At 49.2% G+C, this 16158-nt stretch carries 19 protein-coding genes; 9 read left to right on the top strand and 10 right to left on the bottom strand.

What is annotated here, in order from left to right; translation table 11 throughout:
* Window positions 1-18: 18 nt before the first annotated feature.
* From CAP31_RS07415 to CAP31_RS07380, 8 genes are read left to right on the top strand one after another with little or no spacing between them, the layout of a single operon-like run.
* Window positions 19-606: a phospholipid-binding protein MlaC gene (locus CAP31_RS07415; RefSeq protein WP_223247208.1), complete on the top strand. Its 588-nt coding sequence runs from the start codon at window positions 19-21 to the stop codon at window positions 604-606.
* 12 nt (window positions 607-618) lie between these two features.
* Window positions 619-885, top strand: a complete 267-nt coding sequence (locus CAP31_RS07410) for a lipid asymmetry maintenance protein MlaB (protein WP_087446955.1) — start codon at window positions 619-621, stop codon at window positions 883-885.
* A gap of 6 nt (window positions 886-891) precedes the next feature.
* Complete coding sequence (locus CAP31_RS07405) at window positions 892-1794, top strand: ABC transporter ATP-binding protein (protein WP_087446954.1); 903 nt, start codon at window positions 892-894, stop codon at window positions 1792-1794.
* Window positions 1791-2546 carry an ABC transporter permease gene (locus CAP31_RS07400; protein WP_087446953.1) on the top strand — a complete coding sequence of 252 codons (756 nt, stop codon included), beginning with the start codon at window positions 1791-1793 and terminating at the stop codon, window positions 2544-2546. The genes CAP31_RS07405 and CAP31_RS07400 overlap by 4 nt, the downstream gene beginning before the upstream one ends.
* Window positions 2547-2555: 9 nt before the next feature.
* Entirely contained in the window at window positions 2556-2801 is a 246-nt protein-coding gene (locus tag CAP31_RS07395) for a BolA family protein (protein ID WP_087446952.1), read from the top strand.
* Window positions 2794-4047, top strand: a complete 1254-nt coding sequence (gene murA / locus CAP31_RS07390; RefSeq protein WP_087446951.1) for a UDP-N-acetylglucosamine 1-carboxyvinyltransferase — start codon at window positions 2794-2796, stop codon at window positions 4045-4047. Before CAP31_RS07395 ends, murA begins: the two co-directional genes overlap by 8 nt.
* Before the next feature lie 10 nt (window positions 4048-4057).
* Window positions 4058-4699, top strand: a complete 642-nt coding sequence (gene hisG / locus CAP31_RS07385; RefSeq protein WP_087446950.1) for an ATP phosphoribosyltransferase — start codon at window positions 4058-4060, stop codon at window positions 4697-4699.
* Window positions 4700-4710: 11 nt separating this feature from the next.
* A complete protein-coding gene (locus tag CAP31_RS07380; RefSeq protein WP_087446949.1) occupies window positions 4711-5787 on the top strand; it encodes a glycosyltransferase family 9 protein in 1077 nt (358 codons plus the stop codon).
* On the opposite strand, the gene CAP31_RS07375 is transcribed toward CAP31_RS07380, so the two are convergent.
* Window positions 5784-6602, bottom strand: a complete 819-nt coding sequence (locus tag CAP31_RS07375; RefSeq protein ID WP_223247207.1) for a glycosyltransferase family 2 protein — start codon at window positions 6600-6602, stop codon at window positions 5784-5786. The genes CAP31_RS07380 and CAP31_RS07375 overlap by 4 nt on opposite strands.
* 63 nt (window positions 6603-6665) lie before the next feature.
* Here CAP31_RS07375 and CAP31_RS07370 point away from each other — a divergent pair, with 63 nt between their 5' ends.
* The gene (locus CAP31_RS07370; protein WP_087446948.1) at window positions 6666-7721 is read left to right on the top strand and encodes a glycosyltransferase family 4 protein; all 1056 of its coding nucleotides are present in this window, start codon (window positions 6666-6668) and stop codon (window positions 7719-7721) included.
* Here the strand turns inward: CAP31_RS07370 and CAP31_RS07365 are convergent.
* The 9 genes from CAP31_RS07365 to CAP31_RS07325 all read right to left on the bottom strand — a co-directional run bounded on the left by CAP31_RS07365 (window position 7711) and on the right by CAP31_RS07325 (window position 16074).
* Window positions 7711-8994, bottom strand: a complete 1284-nt coding sequence (locus tag CAP31_RS07365; protein ID WP_157662699.1) for an O-antigen ligase — start codon at window positions 8992-8994, stop codon at window positions 7711-7713. The genes CAP31_RS07370 and CAP31_RS07365 overlap by 11 nt on opposite strands.
* Window positions 8995-9031: 37 nt before the next feature.
* Window positions 9032-10012 carry a glycosyltransferase gene (locus tag CAP31_RS07360; protein ID WP_087446946.1) on the bottom strand — a complete coding sequence of 327 codons (981 nt, stop codon included), beginning with the start codon at window positions 10010-10012 and terminating at the stop codon, window positions 9032-9034.
* 77 nt (window positions 10013-10089) lie between these two features.
* Complete coding sequence (locus CAP31_RS07355; RefSeq protein ID WP_087446945.1) at window positions 10090-11211, bottom strand: glycosyltransferase family 4 protein; 1122 nt, start codon at window positions 11209-11211, stop codon at window positions 10090-10092.
* Between the two features lie 18 nt (window positions 11212-11229).
* Entirely contained in the window at window positions 11230-11979 is a 750-nt protein-coding gene (locus CAP31_RS07350) for a flagellar brake protein (RefSeq protein WP_087446944.1), read from the bottom strand.
* A gap of 35 nt (window positions 11980-12014) precedes the next feature.
* The gene (locus tag CAP31_RS07345) at window positions 12015-12305 is read right to left on the bottom strand and encodes an EscU/YscU/HrcU family type III secretion system export apparatus switch protein (RefSeq protein WP_087446943.1); all 291 of its coding nucleotides are present in this window, start codon (window positions 12303-12305) and stop codon (window positions 12015-12017) included.
* Complete coding sequence (locus tag CAP31_RS07340; RefSeq protein WP_087446942.1) at window positions 12298-13302, bottom strand: flagellar hook-length control protein FliK; 1005 nt, start codon at window positions 13300-13302, stop codon at window positions 12298-12300. Before CAP31_RS07340 ends, CAP31_RS07345 begins: the two co-directional genes overlap by 8 nt.
* A gap of 2 nt (window positions 13303-13304) precedes the next feature.
* Entirely contained in the window at window positions 13305-13640 is a 336-nt protein-coding gene (locus tag CAP31_RS07335) for a flagellar protein FliT (RefSeq protein ID WP_087446941.1), read from the bottom strand.
* A 3-nt stretch (window positions 13641-13643) separates the two neighbouring features.
* On the bottom strand, window positions 13644-14117 hold the full coding sequence (gene fliS, locus CAP31_RS07330; protein ID WP_087446940.1) for a flagellar export chaperone FliS: 474 nt from the start codon (window positions 14115-14117) through the stop codon (window positions 13644-13646).
* A 385-nt stretch (window positions 14118-14502) separates the two neighbouring features.
* Window positions 14503-16074, bottom strand: a complete 1572-nt coding sequence (locus CAP31_RS07325) for a GGDEF domain-containing protein (RefSeq protein WP_087446939.1) — start codon at window positions 16072-16074, stop codon at window positions 14503-14505.
* Window positions 16075-16158: the final 84 nt, after the last annotated feature.

The raw sequence follows: 16158 nt of genomic DNA, 5'->3' as shown, positions 1-16158 counted from the left end.
CTAATTGCGGGACTGGTCATGACATGCAGCTTGTCAGCACGTGCTGATGAAATGGCCCCTGATGTGCTGGTAAAGACGACGACTCAGGAAGTCACTGCCATTCTTAAGCGCGATAAAACGGTGACAAACGATACACAAAAGCTTTATGCGTTGATTGATGCCAAGGTATTGCCGCATTTCGATTTTAATCAAATGACGATGCTGGCTGTTGGACGCTATTGGCGGCAAGCAACGCCGGCACAGCAGCAAGCGCTGGTTAAAGAGTTTCGTACTCTGCTGGTGCGTACCTACTCCAATGCTTTGGCTGCATTCAATAATCAGGTGATTGAGTTTAAACCTTTTACGATGGTTGCCGGCGCGACGGATGTGACAGTGCAAACCCAAGTCAAGCAGCCAGGTGCACAGCCTATTCCCATAGATTACAGTATGGAGAAAACGCCAACTGGCTGGAAGGTTTATGATGTGGCGATAGATGGTGTGAGTCTGGTTCTGAATTATCGCGGTTCTTTCGGTGCGGAAATCCGCAAAAACGGCGTTGATAGCCTGATTCATACGCTGGCGGCACGTAATCAGCAAAATCATGCTGCCGCAACAACCTCCAAATAAGTTATACAACGAATGAGCAATATTTATCCTGTTTCGGGAGAAGTAACCATTGCTACAGCCACAGTCCAATTGGCCGAAGCTATTGCTGTCTTGGAAAAAGGGAATGATGTATTCGACTTCTCGGCACTGCGGGGACTGGACTCCACTGCACTGGCGCTGATTTTAGCTTGTCGCAGGGAAGCTGAGCGTATGGGTAAACAGTTGCATTGCATCAACCTGCCTGAAAATCTTGAAAATTTGGCCGCGCTGTATGGTGTGGAAAATTATATTTCCGCCTGAACTGTCGTGACCACGCCCGCAATACGTATTCATCAGCTGCATAAGCACTTCGGCGCATTACATGCCTTGCGCGGTGTCGATCTGACTGTCTATCCCGGCGAATTCTTCGCTCTGTTGGGCCCTAATGGTGCTGGAAAAACTACGCTCATCAGCATTCTGGCGGGACTTACCCGTGCAGATGGTGGTACTGCAGAAATCATGGGACACGATGTCGTTCGCGATTATCGTGCAGCCCGGCAATTACTCGGTGTAGTGCCACAGGAGCTGGCTTATGATCCGTTTTTTACGGTTCGGGAAAATTTGCGCATTCAATCCGGTTATTTTGGGTTGCGGCATAATGACGACTGGGTCGATGAAATCATGGCTAATCTCGGCTTGCTTGATAAAGCTGATACCAATATGCGCGCATTATCCGGCGGAATGAAGCGCCGTGTACTGGTTGCACAGGCTTTGGTGCATAAGCCACCGGTGATTATTCTGGATGAACCGACGGCGGGCGTGGATGTGGAATTGCGCCAGTCCTTATGGAGCTTCGTGCGTGAACTCAATGTTGCAGGTCATACCATTATCCTGACCACGCACTATTTGGAAGAAGCGGAAGCCTTATGTGACCGTGTCGCCATGCTGAAGCAAGGGCAGATTGTTGCGCTTGATAAAACCGCTAATCTGTTAAAGAATGCAAACGAGTTGCAGTTGCAGATTGGCATACATCCCAACGTGCTGCCGGCAGATATCCAGTCGCGAGTTGTCAGGTATACAGATAACGTATACACCTTCGGCCTAAGGATGCCTGCCGAGATTGAAGGTATTTTGGCCAGTTTGCGCCTGGCCGGGATCAGCGTGAATGAAATCGCACTGACGCAGCCGGATCTTGAAGACATATTTGTCCAGATTATGGGGCAATCATGATCGGCTTTTATACGTTGCTTTATAAAGAGCTGTTGCGGTTCTGGAAAGTCTCGTTTCAGACCGTATTGGCCCCTGTCATCACGGCTTTGTTGTATTTGTTGATTTTTTCACATGTGCTAGCCGAGCATGTGCAGGTTTATCCGGGGGTCAGTTATACTGCTTTTTTAGTGCCCGGTCTGGTAATGATGTCGATGTTGCAGAATGCTTTTGCCAATAGCTCATCCAGCCTTATTCAATCCAAGATAACCGGCAACATTGTTTTCGTATTATTGTCGCCATTATCCTATCTGGAGTTTTTTGCAGCTTATCTTGTCGCCGCGATTGCGCGAGGGCTGGTGGTCGGTTTGGGCGTGTTCGTGGTGACACTGGCTTTTACCTCGGTATCTATCGATCATCCGCTATGGCTGGTTTTGTTTGCCCTTGTTTGTAGCGGTATTTTGGGCGCGTTGGGTGTGATTGCCGGTATCTGGGCCGAGAAGTTCGACCAGCTTGCCGCATTCCAGAATTTCATCATCATGCCGCTGACTTTCCTGTCAGGCGTGTTTTATTCCATACATTCCTTACCTCCGTTCTGGTTAACCGTGTCCCGCTTCAATCCGATCTTTTACATGATCGACGGTTTTCGCTATGGTTTTTTTGGCGCGAGTGATGTTACGCCGGGCTTGAGCTTGCTAGTCGTGCTCGTGTGCTTTGTGGCATTATCCGTATTTAGTTTGATTTTATTACAACGCGGCTACAAGCTGCGACATTGAGATATTGAAATGGTACAACCCGATAGCATTAAACAATCCATCGAACAGGGCATGGCTTGCGAGCTGGTGCGCGTGTCAGGCGATGGGCAGCATTTCGAAGCTGTTATCGTCAGCGCCGAGTTCGCAGGCAAAAGCCGTATACAGCAGCATCAGCTGGTATATCGCGCCTTAGGCGATCGCATGAAAGCAGAAATTCATGCGCTATCCATGAAAACATTCACGCCGGAGCAATGGGCCGAGGTAAACCATGGATAAACTGGCTATACATGGCGGTATGCGTTTGGCTGGAGAAGTGCGTATCTCCGGAGCAAAGAATGCCGCTTTACCCATATTGTGTGCAGGTCTGCTGACTGCGGACGTTCTGCATTTGGGAAATTTGCCTAAGTTGAAAGACATTAGTACCTCACTGACTTTGCTCGGGCATATCGGGATGCAAGTCTGTCTGGATGATCAAGGCGGCGTTGATTTGCATGCCGCAGAATTGACACATCTGGAAGCCCCTTATGAGCTGGTCAAAACCATGCGTGCTTCGATCCTGGTGCTCGGCCCCATGCTCGCCCGTTGCGGCGAGGCGATGGTGTCTTTGCCCGGAGGCTGTGCAATTGGTTTGCGTCCAGTGGATTTGCATATCAAGGGGCTGCAGGCGATGGGGGCGGAAATCCGCATTGAACATGGTTATATTCATGCAAAAGCCAGCCGTTTGCAGGGCGCCCGTATTTTTATGGATACCGTGACCGTGACCGGTACCGAGAATCTGATGATGGCCGCCACTCTGGCCCAAGGCGTCACCATCCTGGAAAATGCTGCGAGAGAACCGGAAGTAGTGGATCTTGCCAATTGCCTGATTGCGATGGGTGCTGACATTAGCGGTGCAGGTACCGATACGATTACGATCAACGGCATTGACAAGCTGCATGGTGCCCATTTTGACATCATGCCTGACCGCATTGAAACCGGCACTTATCTGGTAGCTGCAGCGATGACGCAAGGCAAGATCAAGGTCACGCATACCCGAGCTGATACAATTGACGCGGTGCTGGAAAAGCTACGCGAAGCTGGTGCAAAAATCGAAATAGGTGAGGGTAGCATCACGCTGGATATGGATCAGCGCCCGCGTGCCGTAAGTATCAAAACTGCGCCTTATCCTGCATTCCCAACCGATATGCAAGCGCAATTCATGGCGATGAATTGTATCGCCGATGGCGTGGCGACGGTAACTGAAACCATTTTCGAAAATCGATTCATGCACGTGCAGGAGATGCAGCGTTTAGGCGCTAATATTGAAATTGAAGGGAATACCGCGGTGATACGCGGGGTGGAAGGTCTGCAGGGTGCGGTCGTTATGGCGACGGATTTACGTGCTTCGGCTTCATTGGTATTGGCTGCGCTGGTGGCGGAAGGCGAAACGGTGATTGAACGGATTTATCATATCGATCGCGGATACGAATGCATAGAAGAAAAATTCAACCAGGTCGGTGCGCGCATACGACGCGTACATTGAAGGGGAAAACATGATTACTATCGCCTTGTCCAAAGGACGTATTTTTCAGGAAACGCTCCCATTGCTGGAGGCAGCCGGTATCGTGCCGCGCGAGGATCCCGAAAAATCGAGGAAACTGATCATTGGCACAAATCAAGCGGATGTACGCCTGATTATCATTCGCGCCACTGATGTGCCGACATACGTGCAATATGGGGCGGCAGATATGGGCGTGGCCGGTAAGGATGTGCTGATTGAGCATGGCGGTGAAGGCTTGTATCAGCCGCTGGACTTGAAAATTGCCAAGTGCAAGATGATGGTTGCCGCACATCCTGCATTTGATTATGAACAGGCTGTCCGTCAAGGTGCGCGATTGCGTGTGGCGACCAAATACCTGAAAACCGCACGAGAGTATTTTGCCGCCAAAGGTGTGCACGTGGATTTGATCAAGTTGTACGGTTCCATGGAATTAGCGCCGCTGGTGAAGTTGGCTGATGTCATTGTGGATCTGGTCAGCAGCGGCAGCACGCTGAAAGCCAATGGTCTGGTTGCCGTTGCCGATGTCATGGATATCAGCTCCCGGCTGGTCGTGAATCAGGCAGCACTCAAACTTAAACGTGCAGAAATCCAGCCTTTGCTGGATACTTTCGCGCAGGCGGTCAAAGCCGACTGAATCTGAATAATATGCTTTTTGATCTGCCTAACGACCCCAGCATACGCCGTATCCTGATTATCAAATGGAGTGCGTTAGGCGATGTTGCAATGTCGACTTGTGTGATGGAAGATGTGGCACGTGCATTTCCGCATGCCAAAATTGACCTGAATACCTTGCCGCCATGGGATAAGTTATTTATCGGGGATTCTCGGTTCGCCAATATCAGCAAAATCAATATTCGGGCCAGGAAAGGAAAATGGTCAGCAATATGGGCATGGATGCAGCAAGTTCGCCGCCAACGTTATGATTTGATCATCGACTTGCAATCCAACGATCGTTCCCGCTTCATGCTGCTGTTCTTGCAATTGACCGGTAACGTCACGCGATACTTGATCGGTAATCATGCCAGTCGGCCCTATAATATCAGCGGCCCGGAAATACCTGGCGATCCTAATCCGGTGCAGCGTATGCGCGCTGGTCTAAAGGCCGCAGGCATTCCTGTTAATACGCCACGTCCTGTGCTCCATATTCCCGATCGTAATCAGCAACATGCCCAGGAATTGCAGAAACGTCATGCTCTTGTGCCCGGCCGCTATGCCATTTTTTATCCGGGATGCCAGGCAGCCGGTTATCTGAAACGCTGGGGTGAAGAAAAGTATGCTGAGTTGGCGCGCCGCTTGCTGGCCAGTGATGTGGATCATGTGGTGCTGATTGGCGGCAAGGACGAAATGGAGGACTGCCGGCTTATTGTCGAACTGGCAGGCGAAGGTATCGTCAATTTGTGCGGCGAGACGGAAGTCCTGGATATTGTACCATTGGCGCGCGATGCGAAATATCAGGTAGGTAACGATACGGGTACCGCGCATCTGGCGGCCTCATCCAGTCAGCCTATGGTGGTTGTCTGCGGGCCGACCGATCCGTACAGAGTTAAGCCGCAAGGCGATAATGTAGTTGCAATCCAGGCAGACATGTCATGTCTGAATTGTTACTGCAAGCAGGATTGCACGCACCATTCATGCATGAAGGCTCTTCAGCCTGAGCATGTAATTGCTGCATTAAACTATAAGGGCGGACCGGTGATGATGGTTCCTGTAGAAGAATCTTAGCAGGGTTTGTCCGACTCATAAACTGGCGGATTATTGGGTGCGCTGGCAGGCATGAGGGATTTTCCGTAGCGTTTGCGCTGATGGAATTCGTAGAGTTTGGCGTATTTCAAAAATACATAAAATGCGCCACAAACAGAGGTGATGAATCCTCCCCAGCCGTTCAGGAATGCTCGTTTAAAGAAGTAGGCGCGCAAAAAATAGAAAGGCGGATAGAACACCAGCATCCATGGATTAGGGCGCGTACCTTTGGCCACCTTGTCCTTGACCAGACCGGTTGAGTAAGCATTAAGCTTGCTTACTTTCACATCGATATCGGTCTCGCCATAATGATAAAATGGTGCCGTCAGATTTTTGACTACACCATCGACTTTAGGGGCGGCATGAACAGGCATATCGGTGATATGGCCTTTATCCTTGCGGAACAAGCGCAGAAATTTGTTGAGGCGGACAAAACGGTTATTCATTTGCCAGAACATTTGTTCCTGACGGGGAATGGCATAACCATCCGCCTCGGGGCCGCGCTGCAACAAATCGCGTATTTCCTGTTGCGATGCGGGTGAGAGCGCCTCGTCCGCATCCAGCAGTAAAACCCATAAATGGGTAGTTTTAGTGAGTGCTAATTGTTTTTGTTTGCCATAGCCAAGGAAAGGATGATGGAAAATTTTGCATCCGTATTGTTCGGCAATATCGAGCGTCGCATCGGTACTTCCGGAATCCAGCAAGACAATTTCATCCGCCCATTTGACGCTTTCCAGACAGCTGGCTAGCGTGCGCGCGTTGTTGAATGTGGTAACAAATGCGGAGAGCTTTTCCATGGAAATAATGACGCCATACAATTCGAAAATGAGCCAAACTATACCACAGCGTAAGGTACTCCCTTGAAAATCTTGCATGTCATTGCTTCGACCGGCGTAGGCGGTGCGGAAAAGCATTTGCTCGATTTATGTCTGCAACAACGCGATCTGGGGCTGCAGGTCAATGTGGCATTACCGAAAAAAGGCGCCCTGAGCCAGGCATTGCATGCAGAGGGTATCGAGTATTTGCTGATCCGGGGTGGTGGACGTTGGCACCCTCTGGCGCTGTGGTCGTTACGTCAAGTCATTCGCCGTCTTCAACCTGACCTGATCCATGCTCATATGCTGAAATCCGCCTCTATGGTGGGTTATGCCGGGCGAGACATTCCCTGTGTTGCAACTGCGCATAATATTGTCAAACACCTTCAGCCATTTCGTCATTGTCAGCATGTTATTTGTGTTTCCGATATGGTGCGTGATTCGCTCTGTCATCTGGAATACCCGGCGGTAAAGGCTACTGTCGTACATAACGCGGTAGATACCCGGGCATTCAATATCGGGAAACGGGATGAAGTGCGCCATCGACAAGGCTGGCAAGGACAGCTGATCGTGTTATGTGTTGCGCGTCTGGTTCCCGCGAAAGGTCAGGTTTATGCAATAGACGCACTGGCGCAACTGTTACCGCAATTGCCGAATATCAGGTTGGTTCTGGTAGGAGAGGGTGCGGATCGCGAAAAACTGCAGCAACAAGCCGATAAATGCGGTGTGTCGGAGCACCTAAGCTTGATGGGGTCGAGAGGTGACGTAGCAGAGTTGCTTGCAGCTACGGATATTTATTTGCAGCCCAGCATCAAGGAGGGGTTTTGCATCGCTTTTCTGGAAGCAATGGCGACCGGGCTGGCTTGTATAGGTACTCGAACCGGCGCGATCCCAACGATGCTTGAGTCCGGTGTGAATGGGATACTGATTCCCCCAGGCGAAAGTGGTGCCATTGTCGATGCAATCATGTCTATGGTTACCGATACCGATCGTCGTGCCTGTTATGCGCAAGCAGCCAGGATAACGGCGCAAACACAATTCAGCCTGGAGAAACAGGCGCAAGATACTCTAAAGGTTTATCGTCATGTGCTTAATCGGTAGCCGGTTTTGATTTGTCTATCATGAGCACGGCAAAGAAGATGGCCAGCATCCACCAGCTCATTGCCGACAATACGCTCGCGTAAAAACCTATTCCTGCATTGATAGGCATGATCGCTGCGAATACGGCGATGCCGAGCGGAGGTGCATAGTGGTTGTGTGCCTGTATGGCCTGCCATATTAAGCGTATGAGTAATCCCAGAAACAGTAAATAACCGATTACGCCGATGATGCCGGTTTCTACCAGAACTTCCAGAAATATCTGATGCGGATGATTGGGGCCCATGTTGGGGTTCATTTTGAGGAAGACATCGTCTTTTTCAGCATAAGGCGGATAAGCATAGCGGAATCCGCGCGGACCGACGCCGTTAATCCAATGATCCTTGCTCATTTTAAGTGCGACTGTCCAGATCGGTAAACGGATGCTGGTTGCCGCATTGATCTTGTCATAATTTCCGCTGAACAATCCGGCAGTGGCGGCCACTTTTTCCTTGAATGGCGGGTAATGGTCCAGCATCACCGCCATAGGAATGAATAGCAGGAGCGCTATCGCAATATATTTTTTGACGGCGCGCTGGGGGTTGATTAAATAAAGGTAGAGTGCAAATCCGGCCATACTCACAGCATAAATTCCCCAGGATGCTCTGCTGCCTGAAAGTAGAACGACTATCGTATAAGGTGCCAGTAGCAGCCAGTATGCCCATCCGAAGCGACTCGTTTTTGCTAACTGACGTACTTTTTCAAAATAGATCGCTCCGAATGGTGCAATCCATAAGCCCATGGTCAGCTTTGGATAAAACAGGCCGCTGAGCCTGTCCGCTATCATTGGGGAGCCTAGGATGTTTCTGCCTGTCATCGCCTGCAGTAAGCCATCGGCAATCACGATAGTGAACATTCCGAAAATTGCAGTAAAAAGTTTCGGTCTATGCTCGGGATTGGACAGCGCATATATCGCAAAGATGATCGCAAAAGGGAAACGCAGGAACGCCAATGCGGTACTCGCAGTAGGTTCGAGCGCGACAGCATCCGGCAAGGAAATCAGGATGGGAAGCCAGATGCAGGCAAACAGGATCAGCGCCCAACGCATGTTGTCAGTTTTGATCTGACTTGTACCTTCCTTTGCCAGCAATACCATGCCTCCGATCGCCATGAATGCCAGGGGTACTTCAAAACCTTTGCCAAACGGCATCGCAAAAATAAAGAGAGCAATGAGCCACCAGCCGTAATTCTGGATGAAGGCCGCAAATTCTGATCGAGCAGTTAATTGTTGGGGCATTGAGATTCCCTGTGTATTTAAGTCAAAAATCATGATTTTATTTCAAGCCGATTTGAACAAGCATGGTTTGTGCTCTATGCGCATAGGTATGTTCGGCCATGACGCGTTTATAGCCTGCCTGACCAACCGAATTGGCGAAAGTGGCGTCAGTGGTTACACGGTCATATAATTCGTGTAGCTCGTCTATTGAATGATAGACTAGAATCTCTTTGTCTATTTCAAAGCATCGATTGATATCCTTCATGTCGTCGTTGAGTACCGGAGTCATGCAACCATACGGTTCAAAGCTGCGTTGATTAAGGCCGTTAATGACATTTTTCTCGTTTTTGATATTGAGTACGGCACGGCATGAAGCATACACTGTGGGCAGCTTTGAGTAGGGTAACCGGTAGGCGTTAATTATATGCGGACTGTTTTTCAATTTCGACCAGCCTTTACCGTAGAGTGTAATTGGCCGCTTAATGGTGCTTACCATTTTGCCGCGACCGATTGTGTTATTTGCAACATAGATGACGGCATTGGAGCGGTTAGCGGCTATTGGATGAAAAATGTCCGGATTCAGGGCCAGCGGCAAATAGCTTGCAGGTGCGGAAAACCCGTATTCATGTACCGCATCGATAAAGGCTGTGTCGGTGCAAAACACCCAATCCACATGGTCAGCGAATATTCCTTCATCACGATTGAACTTATCCCCGACCCAAACAATTTTCGCGGCTTTAGGGCAGGTTTCCCCTGTTAGTTGGAATACATGAGCTGGTAACCAATTGGAGGCTATCATGACAAAGACTATCAGATCAGGCTGGAATGTTTCAAGTTTCTTGCGCAAACTGTCAGCAATGACTTTGGTTTTATCGCCATGCACCTTTCCGAGCAATTTCAAATACAGTGAATTTGCAATGCTGTCGCCGTTTACAGCAAAGTAATCAACGTTGCAATCGGCTTGTTTAAAGGCCGTGACAGTATTTTCCGTCCATTGGACAATGCTGTTGTATTTGCCTACTACCAATACCTTAATCAATCAGAGTCTCCAGAATTTTGATGTCTCTTCCAAGCATACGCAGATTTGTTAGCTCTTATTCTCTTTGGGTGCCAAATTTAACTGGTGACAAGCTCCTGATAAACGGCAAGTGTACTGGATTGCATGTGGGCCAACGTAAATGTCTTGTTCTCTGCGATGATGCTCGGGTGGGAAAGACAATGACGAACGGTGTTTTCGAATTTCTGTAGATCCCCTAACGGTACCAGGCCTGCTGGAAAAAGCGCCTGCAAGACTTCACCAACGCCGCCGTGGTTGTAGCCTACAACCGGAATTCCCAGACTCAGCGCCTCTGGCGTAATTCGGCCAAAAGCTTCAGGGTCCTGGGAGAGAGACAGCACAAGATCGGACACTGCCATGACTTCTTTCAGGTCGGTACGGTGACCAATCAAACTGATATCCTGATCAAGGTCTAATGCGCTGATTTGTGTTTTCAGTTCCTGCAGAAAAGCTGTTTTCCTGGGATCTGCTTCACCTGCGAGCAACCCGTGTACATTGATTCCCGCGTGCTTTAGGCGGGAAATCAGCTGAATGAAGTCGAGTTGTCCTTTCCAGCGCGTGATTCGACCCGGTAACGTAATGATTAATTTGCCGGCCAGATGTGGATAATCATTGCGCCATTTTGTCAGCCATGCACTATCCGGCTGATATCCGCGAGGAAATTCCAGTGGGTCAACGCCACGATAGATGAGGCGGATACGAGAGGGGGCGACTTGGGGATAATAGGTCAGGATGTAGTCGTGGATAGTTTTGGAAACTGCAATCACCCGTTCACCTTTGGTCATGACAGCGCTATAGGCATTTACCGTATAGGCGCCGTGTACTGTCGTGACGAGCTTAGGGCGCGTTGCAGGGTCCATTTTGCGCCAGGCAAGGTAGCCTATCCACCCTGGCATGCGCGAACGCAGATGAAGGATATCAATCTGGTGTTCAATCAGGAATTGCCGCAATTGTGGCACAAGACGTAATGTCAGTAAGGATTTTTTACCGATGTTCCAGTTGAAATGCGTGGAACCCTCTGACTCGAGTTGTGCCACCATGCGGCCACCGCCTGACATCACAAGTGAGCGATGTCCATTCTGCACAAGATGCCGGGCAATTTCCAGTGTGCCGCGTTCGACACCGCCCGCATGTAATGCGGGGAGAATTTGCAGGACGGTGAGTGGGCGATGGGTAGGCAAGCGCAAATTCCGGTTTTCTTATCCCATGCCATGCATTCGAGCATTGCGTTCGCGCTCAAGATGCATAATATAACGTTGAACCATCGTTAACATTGCTGGTGCCATGTTTGCATACTCACACCCCAGCCGACGATTGGTTTTGCCATTTGCAAGGCTGAAATCCTGTATGTTGCGAACTCGCAAGGTAACCTTGATTGATCCGTTTTCGGGGAGATCAATCCGGCAATTTTGGTATTCATGGCCAATTTTTGTGTCCAGAACACGTTTTTCATCAAGAAGAGCAATGCCGCCGCCGCTAATGTCCACTACGGAAACGGCATAATCGCCTGTGGCTAAGGGTATTTGGCAATAGACAGGCTGGCCGACCGGCGTATTGACGCGAAAATATTCGCGTCGCTGGAGACGAATCAAAGAGGTAGGGAGGGCGATGCAGAGTGCGGGCTGTCCATCTTGAGTACAGTCGCTCACCTCGGATGCAGAAAATGAAATACGAACCTTATCCAGAGTAGATTCGAACTCGATATCATCTGACTCAAGAATACGCTGGTTGATCAAAGGATTGGGGGCGCAGTCGATATACACAATATTCTTTTTATCGTCGATATCAAGAATGGAGGTGACCACCACTTCTGCACCGCCATTGATCAGCATGGTAATTAACTGACGCTGGTTCTGAATACCCTGCAGCAAACTTATAATTTCACGGCGTGAATGAACTTGATAGAGACTCTGATTTTCGGTACCAAGTTCAGGTTGAGTAAGCGGCATGGGTCTAATCATTAATTCAGGAAAATGTTCGATTATTATAGCGGAGACGAGTCATTAAGCGTGGTTTTTTGTCCGTTCTCGATACGGTATAACCATGCCAATAATTCGGCGACTGCCCGATAGAGTGCAGGTGGAATGTTTTGATCCAAATCGACTTGCATTAATAACGCGACCAATTCTTTGGATTCATGCACAAAAACACCATGAGCTTTGGCACGTGCGATAATTTCTTCAGCAATTAACCCTTTGCCTTTCGCGACAATCTTGGGGGCGGCATCCCCAGTCTGGTAGGCTAATGCTACCGCGGATGGCGTTGGCTTATTCATTTATTTTCACCCGTAAACCATCCAGGGGTATCCCTGCTGCAGCGAGCGCATCGCCAAGCTTGTTTCCCTGTGCCTGCAATTGCGCCGCTGCCAAGGCGGTATCTGTATGAATCTGTAGCGTCAGGCGTTCACCTGTCAGTTGTAAAGTCGCTGTAATCAGGCCTAATTGCGGCATCTCGAAACGCACTTCGCTACGCCACGATGTCTGCATCTGCTCGCTAACCGCTTCCGGAGTATCTTCGCTTACTTCCCAGCGCATGGTTTGCCCTGGCCAAACTTCCCCTTGCCAAAGGATGCGATTTTGCTCGAGTGTTTGCAATTGTTGATTGACCAATTGGGTTAGCGTCTGATTTACAGTCTCTGCCGGGGAAGCCGACAGTTTAGTATCCGTAGCGGTGCTGATTTGACTGGTCTGCTGAGCTTGTGGCTCCTGTTTGATGTCAATCAGGGTGCGTTGTCCATTTACCCATTCGTTTAAATGAGACTCATAGAATACGCCGGTCTTGGTAAGTGTCTGCTCTAATGCATTTGCCAATTGCGGTGCGGAAAGGCCGGCTTGAGGGATGATTGGCGTCTTGCCAATGACAGCGGGTTCTGCTTGCTGGCCGGTGGGTGCATTATGCAACAGCGTATCAATCAATTTTGCGGTAGAGCTTAGTGAGGTGGTGCTGCTGCTGATCTCATGGGGTAGCATGGCTTCACTGTTAAGCAGGAAAGTAGGGCGCGGTTCCTTGCTGATTAATGTCAGTGCAACTTTATCCCCTATGTTGGTAGATACGGGTAAATTCATGCGAGTGGTTGCATCTGCGATTTTAACCAGAAAGCTGCCATCGCTTAGTTTGGCTTGAACATCGGCTTCCAATTGCTGACCCAGTTTAATCTGAGTCAGTCGATGCAGAATTTCTTCCCGCAAATCTCCCTGAGGTGGGGTTGGTAATAACGCTTGAATAAGCGTTACCGGCCGTGTGCCTGTAGGTTCTGGCCGGGGAAATAACATGATTAGCGCACTTGATGATTACCATAGGCTATGGAGAGTTTGCGCTCTGTCTGATTGCTATTTATCAGCTTCGACAGGTGCGTCATCCACGGCTCGGTAATATGACGAATTTCGCGATCATCAGCCAGAATCTGCTTGATGACGGCCATCTTGCGACTGCGCAGTTCGTCGCTCAGTTTAACTGGTGCCTCGTCAGCTTGCAGGGTATGGACATGATCTGCGCAATGCGATTCCAGGGTCGCGAGATGATCCCAGTCGCCTTGGCGTGCAGCGGCTAGCATTTGTTTTGTAATTTGAGCGACCGATTCGTACAGGCTAATTACTTCTTCGCTATTCATGGTTTAAGCCCTTGCAAAAGATGTAACACGGTGAGCTAGCGGATCACTATGCTCAGCAGCAACAGGTTTCGGTATGGATGCCCCAGGGGTATTTTCAATCGCTAGCCAGGCATCACGTAGTTCAATGATTAAACCGTTTATTTCGCTTAGTATGGCAAGGTCGTTTTTCAGATTGGCTTCAAACAGGCGATTGCACATATATTCATAAAGCGCATCCAGATTTAATGCGATTTCGCCGCCGACCTGTTTATTCAAGCTTGCCCGCAAACCATCATTAATAATGGATATCGCATGCGAAATGGCTTGGCCTTTGGCTGCGGTTTCCTTGTTTTGAATATGCAGGCAGGCTCGGTCTACCGCCATCTTTGCACCATCAAACAGCATAACAATCAATTTGTGCGGTGTGGCCGCCAGTACGCCTGTTTCGAGATCTACCTTTGCATAGGCGTTCGCGCCTTTGTGTGCTGTGCCAAACATGATATTTCCTTAGGCTGATTAAGTAAATTCGCCAGTTATTGTGTCAGGCTGTTGCTGGCTGTGTTCATGTTGTTTATATCGGCATCTGTAGCAGTAAATTTAGCCCTGTATCCAACTTTCATCGGAATCAATTAGGTATAGAACAATTTGACAGTTTCTGCAAGGATGAGGGTATCGTATACATGCCATTGCGCACTAACAGGGTGGAGTCGTCTTTTACAGGAAAGTTCTTGATCATTGTATTGGTTTTATAGATATGTAATATATATTGAATTTATTGATTAATATCAAGGACGTTGCGGGCTTGGTGCCCGAGTTCGTTCCTTGTTTCCCCTATTGCAACAAAATAATGAAGTGCCGTTTTATTATTTAATAATTAATGGTTTTAATCAGCAGCTATAACCCGGTTCTTGCCCAATTTTTTGGCTTTGTACATGGCGCTGTCTGCGCGTTTCATGGTGTCAAGCAGATTTTCACCTGGGTTACGTGTCGCTAACCCGGCGCTGAACGTAACAAACAGTTTTTGGTTGTTATGCATGAAAATGCGTTTGGTTAGTTCCTTTTGTAATCGTGCTATAACTGCTATACCTTCGTTTTCGGGCGTGTCAGGCAGTACCACGACAAATTCTTCGCCACCAAACCGGCCGATTACATCCATGGAGCGAAGGGTTTCCTTGATGATGCGCACGACGTGGATCAATGCCTCATCGCCGGCTTCATGTCCATAGGTGTCATTTATTTTTTTAAAGTCATCGATATCCAGCATGGCGACGCTAAGCGCGGTTCCATGGCGATCTGCACGGGACTGTTCGCGCTCGAACGCTTCGTCCAGTCCACGACGATTAAGGCTTTTGGTGAGTTGATCATGGCTGGCGAGTGCGCTGATTTCAGCGAGTTCGGTTTCCAGTGCATGTATACGCGCTTCTGCGACCTGCGCTTCCTGGCGAGCAGCCAGCATCTGATCTCTGGATTGTAATGCTTCGGCCTGAATGGAGCGTGTATCGCGCATTACGTCGTCCAGTATGGTATTCAATTCGCCAATATGCTGGGCTTTGGCGATTTTGTGCGTATAAGAATCTATCTTGCCATGATAATCACCAGTGCTGGTCGCAATTGCGCCCAGTCGATCGATGAAGATCGTGATCATGTTTTTGACAGTGATCTTGGCCTCTGACAAGCTATCTTTTAGCGTGCCTTGCTTGTAGATGATCTCTTTGAGGCCTTGCGTCGCATCTTCAAGTGAACGATGATTGATGGGGCCGGATATCAGATTCTGCACCACATCAATTTGCCCGCGTAACCAGCTGTCATCATCCAGCAAATAACTTATGTTATCGAGCAGCAGCCGGAATAAACGCAAGAGCAAATCCTGTTGTTCGGCAATGTCTCCGCTTTTTAGTTCGATGCGGAAGCAGAGTTGTTTGAGGCGTTTACCTATCTCGGTTAACTCTTCGTCAGTGCGTGCATCTCTGATCGCGGTACCCAGAGCTTCGGATTCCTCGGCTAGTTCGGGAATATTTGATAATAACGATGCAACCGCAAACGTTAAGGTGCGGGTTAGGAGCTCACGCAATACTTGGGTATTCTGTCCATCAACAGGGATGGTCTGGACAGGACTGCTCGTTGCAACTGTGGCAGTAACGGGCGGGGATTTTAGTTGTTCCTCAATCAATGCAGTCAGGCCGCTATTGTAATCCTGCCAATCATGGGCTTCCGCTGCCCGGCGCAAGCGTTTGCCAAAAATCGAGGTCTCGCCTGTTAGTTGCGAGAGCTGCGCTGCAAAACTTGTCAGAATCTGTTCGGCGCTTACAGCCTCAGAGAGGCCAGCTATTTCATTGTAAACGGTGCGGTAAGCTTCGGGAGTAGGCGCGATACGCTGCATGGCAAGGCGGCGAAAAGCTTCTCGCGCGATTTCTGCAGGGTTTTGCGGGACTTCATTTTCAGGTGTGTTTTTCATGATCGCGCTCTTTTGTGCACGGATATCAATTCCAATTTAGGGGCATGATACGCCGTGCATGAAAAGGCAATCAGCCGATTAGCG

This window comes from Sulfuriferula sp. AH1 (assembly GCF_002162035.1).
Classification (GTDB): domain Bacteria; phylum Pseudomonadota; class Gammaproteobacteria; order Burkholderiales; family Sulfuriferulaceae; genus Sulfuriferula.
This window is presented reverse-complemented; position numbering and strand designations above follow the sequence as displayed.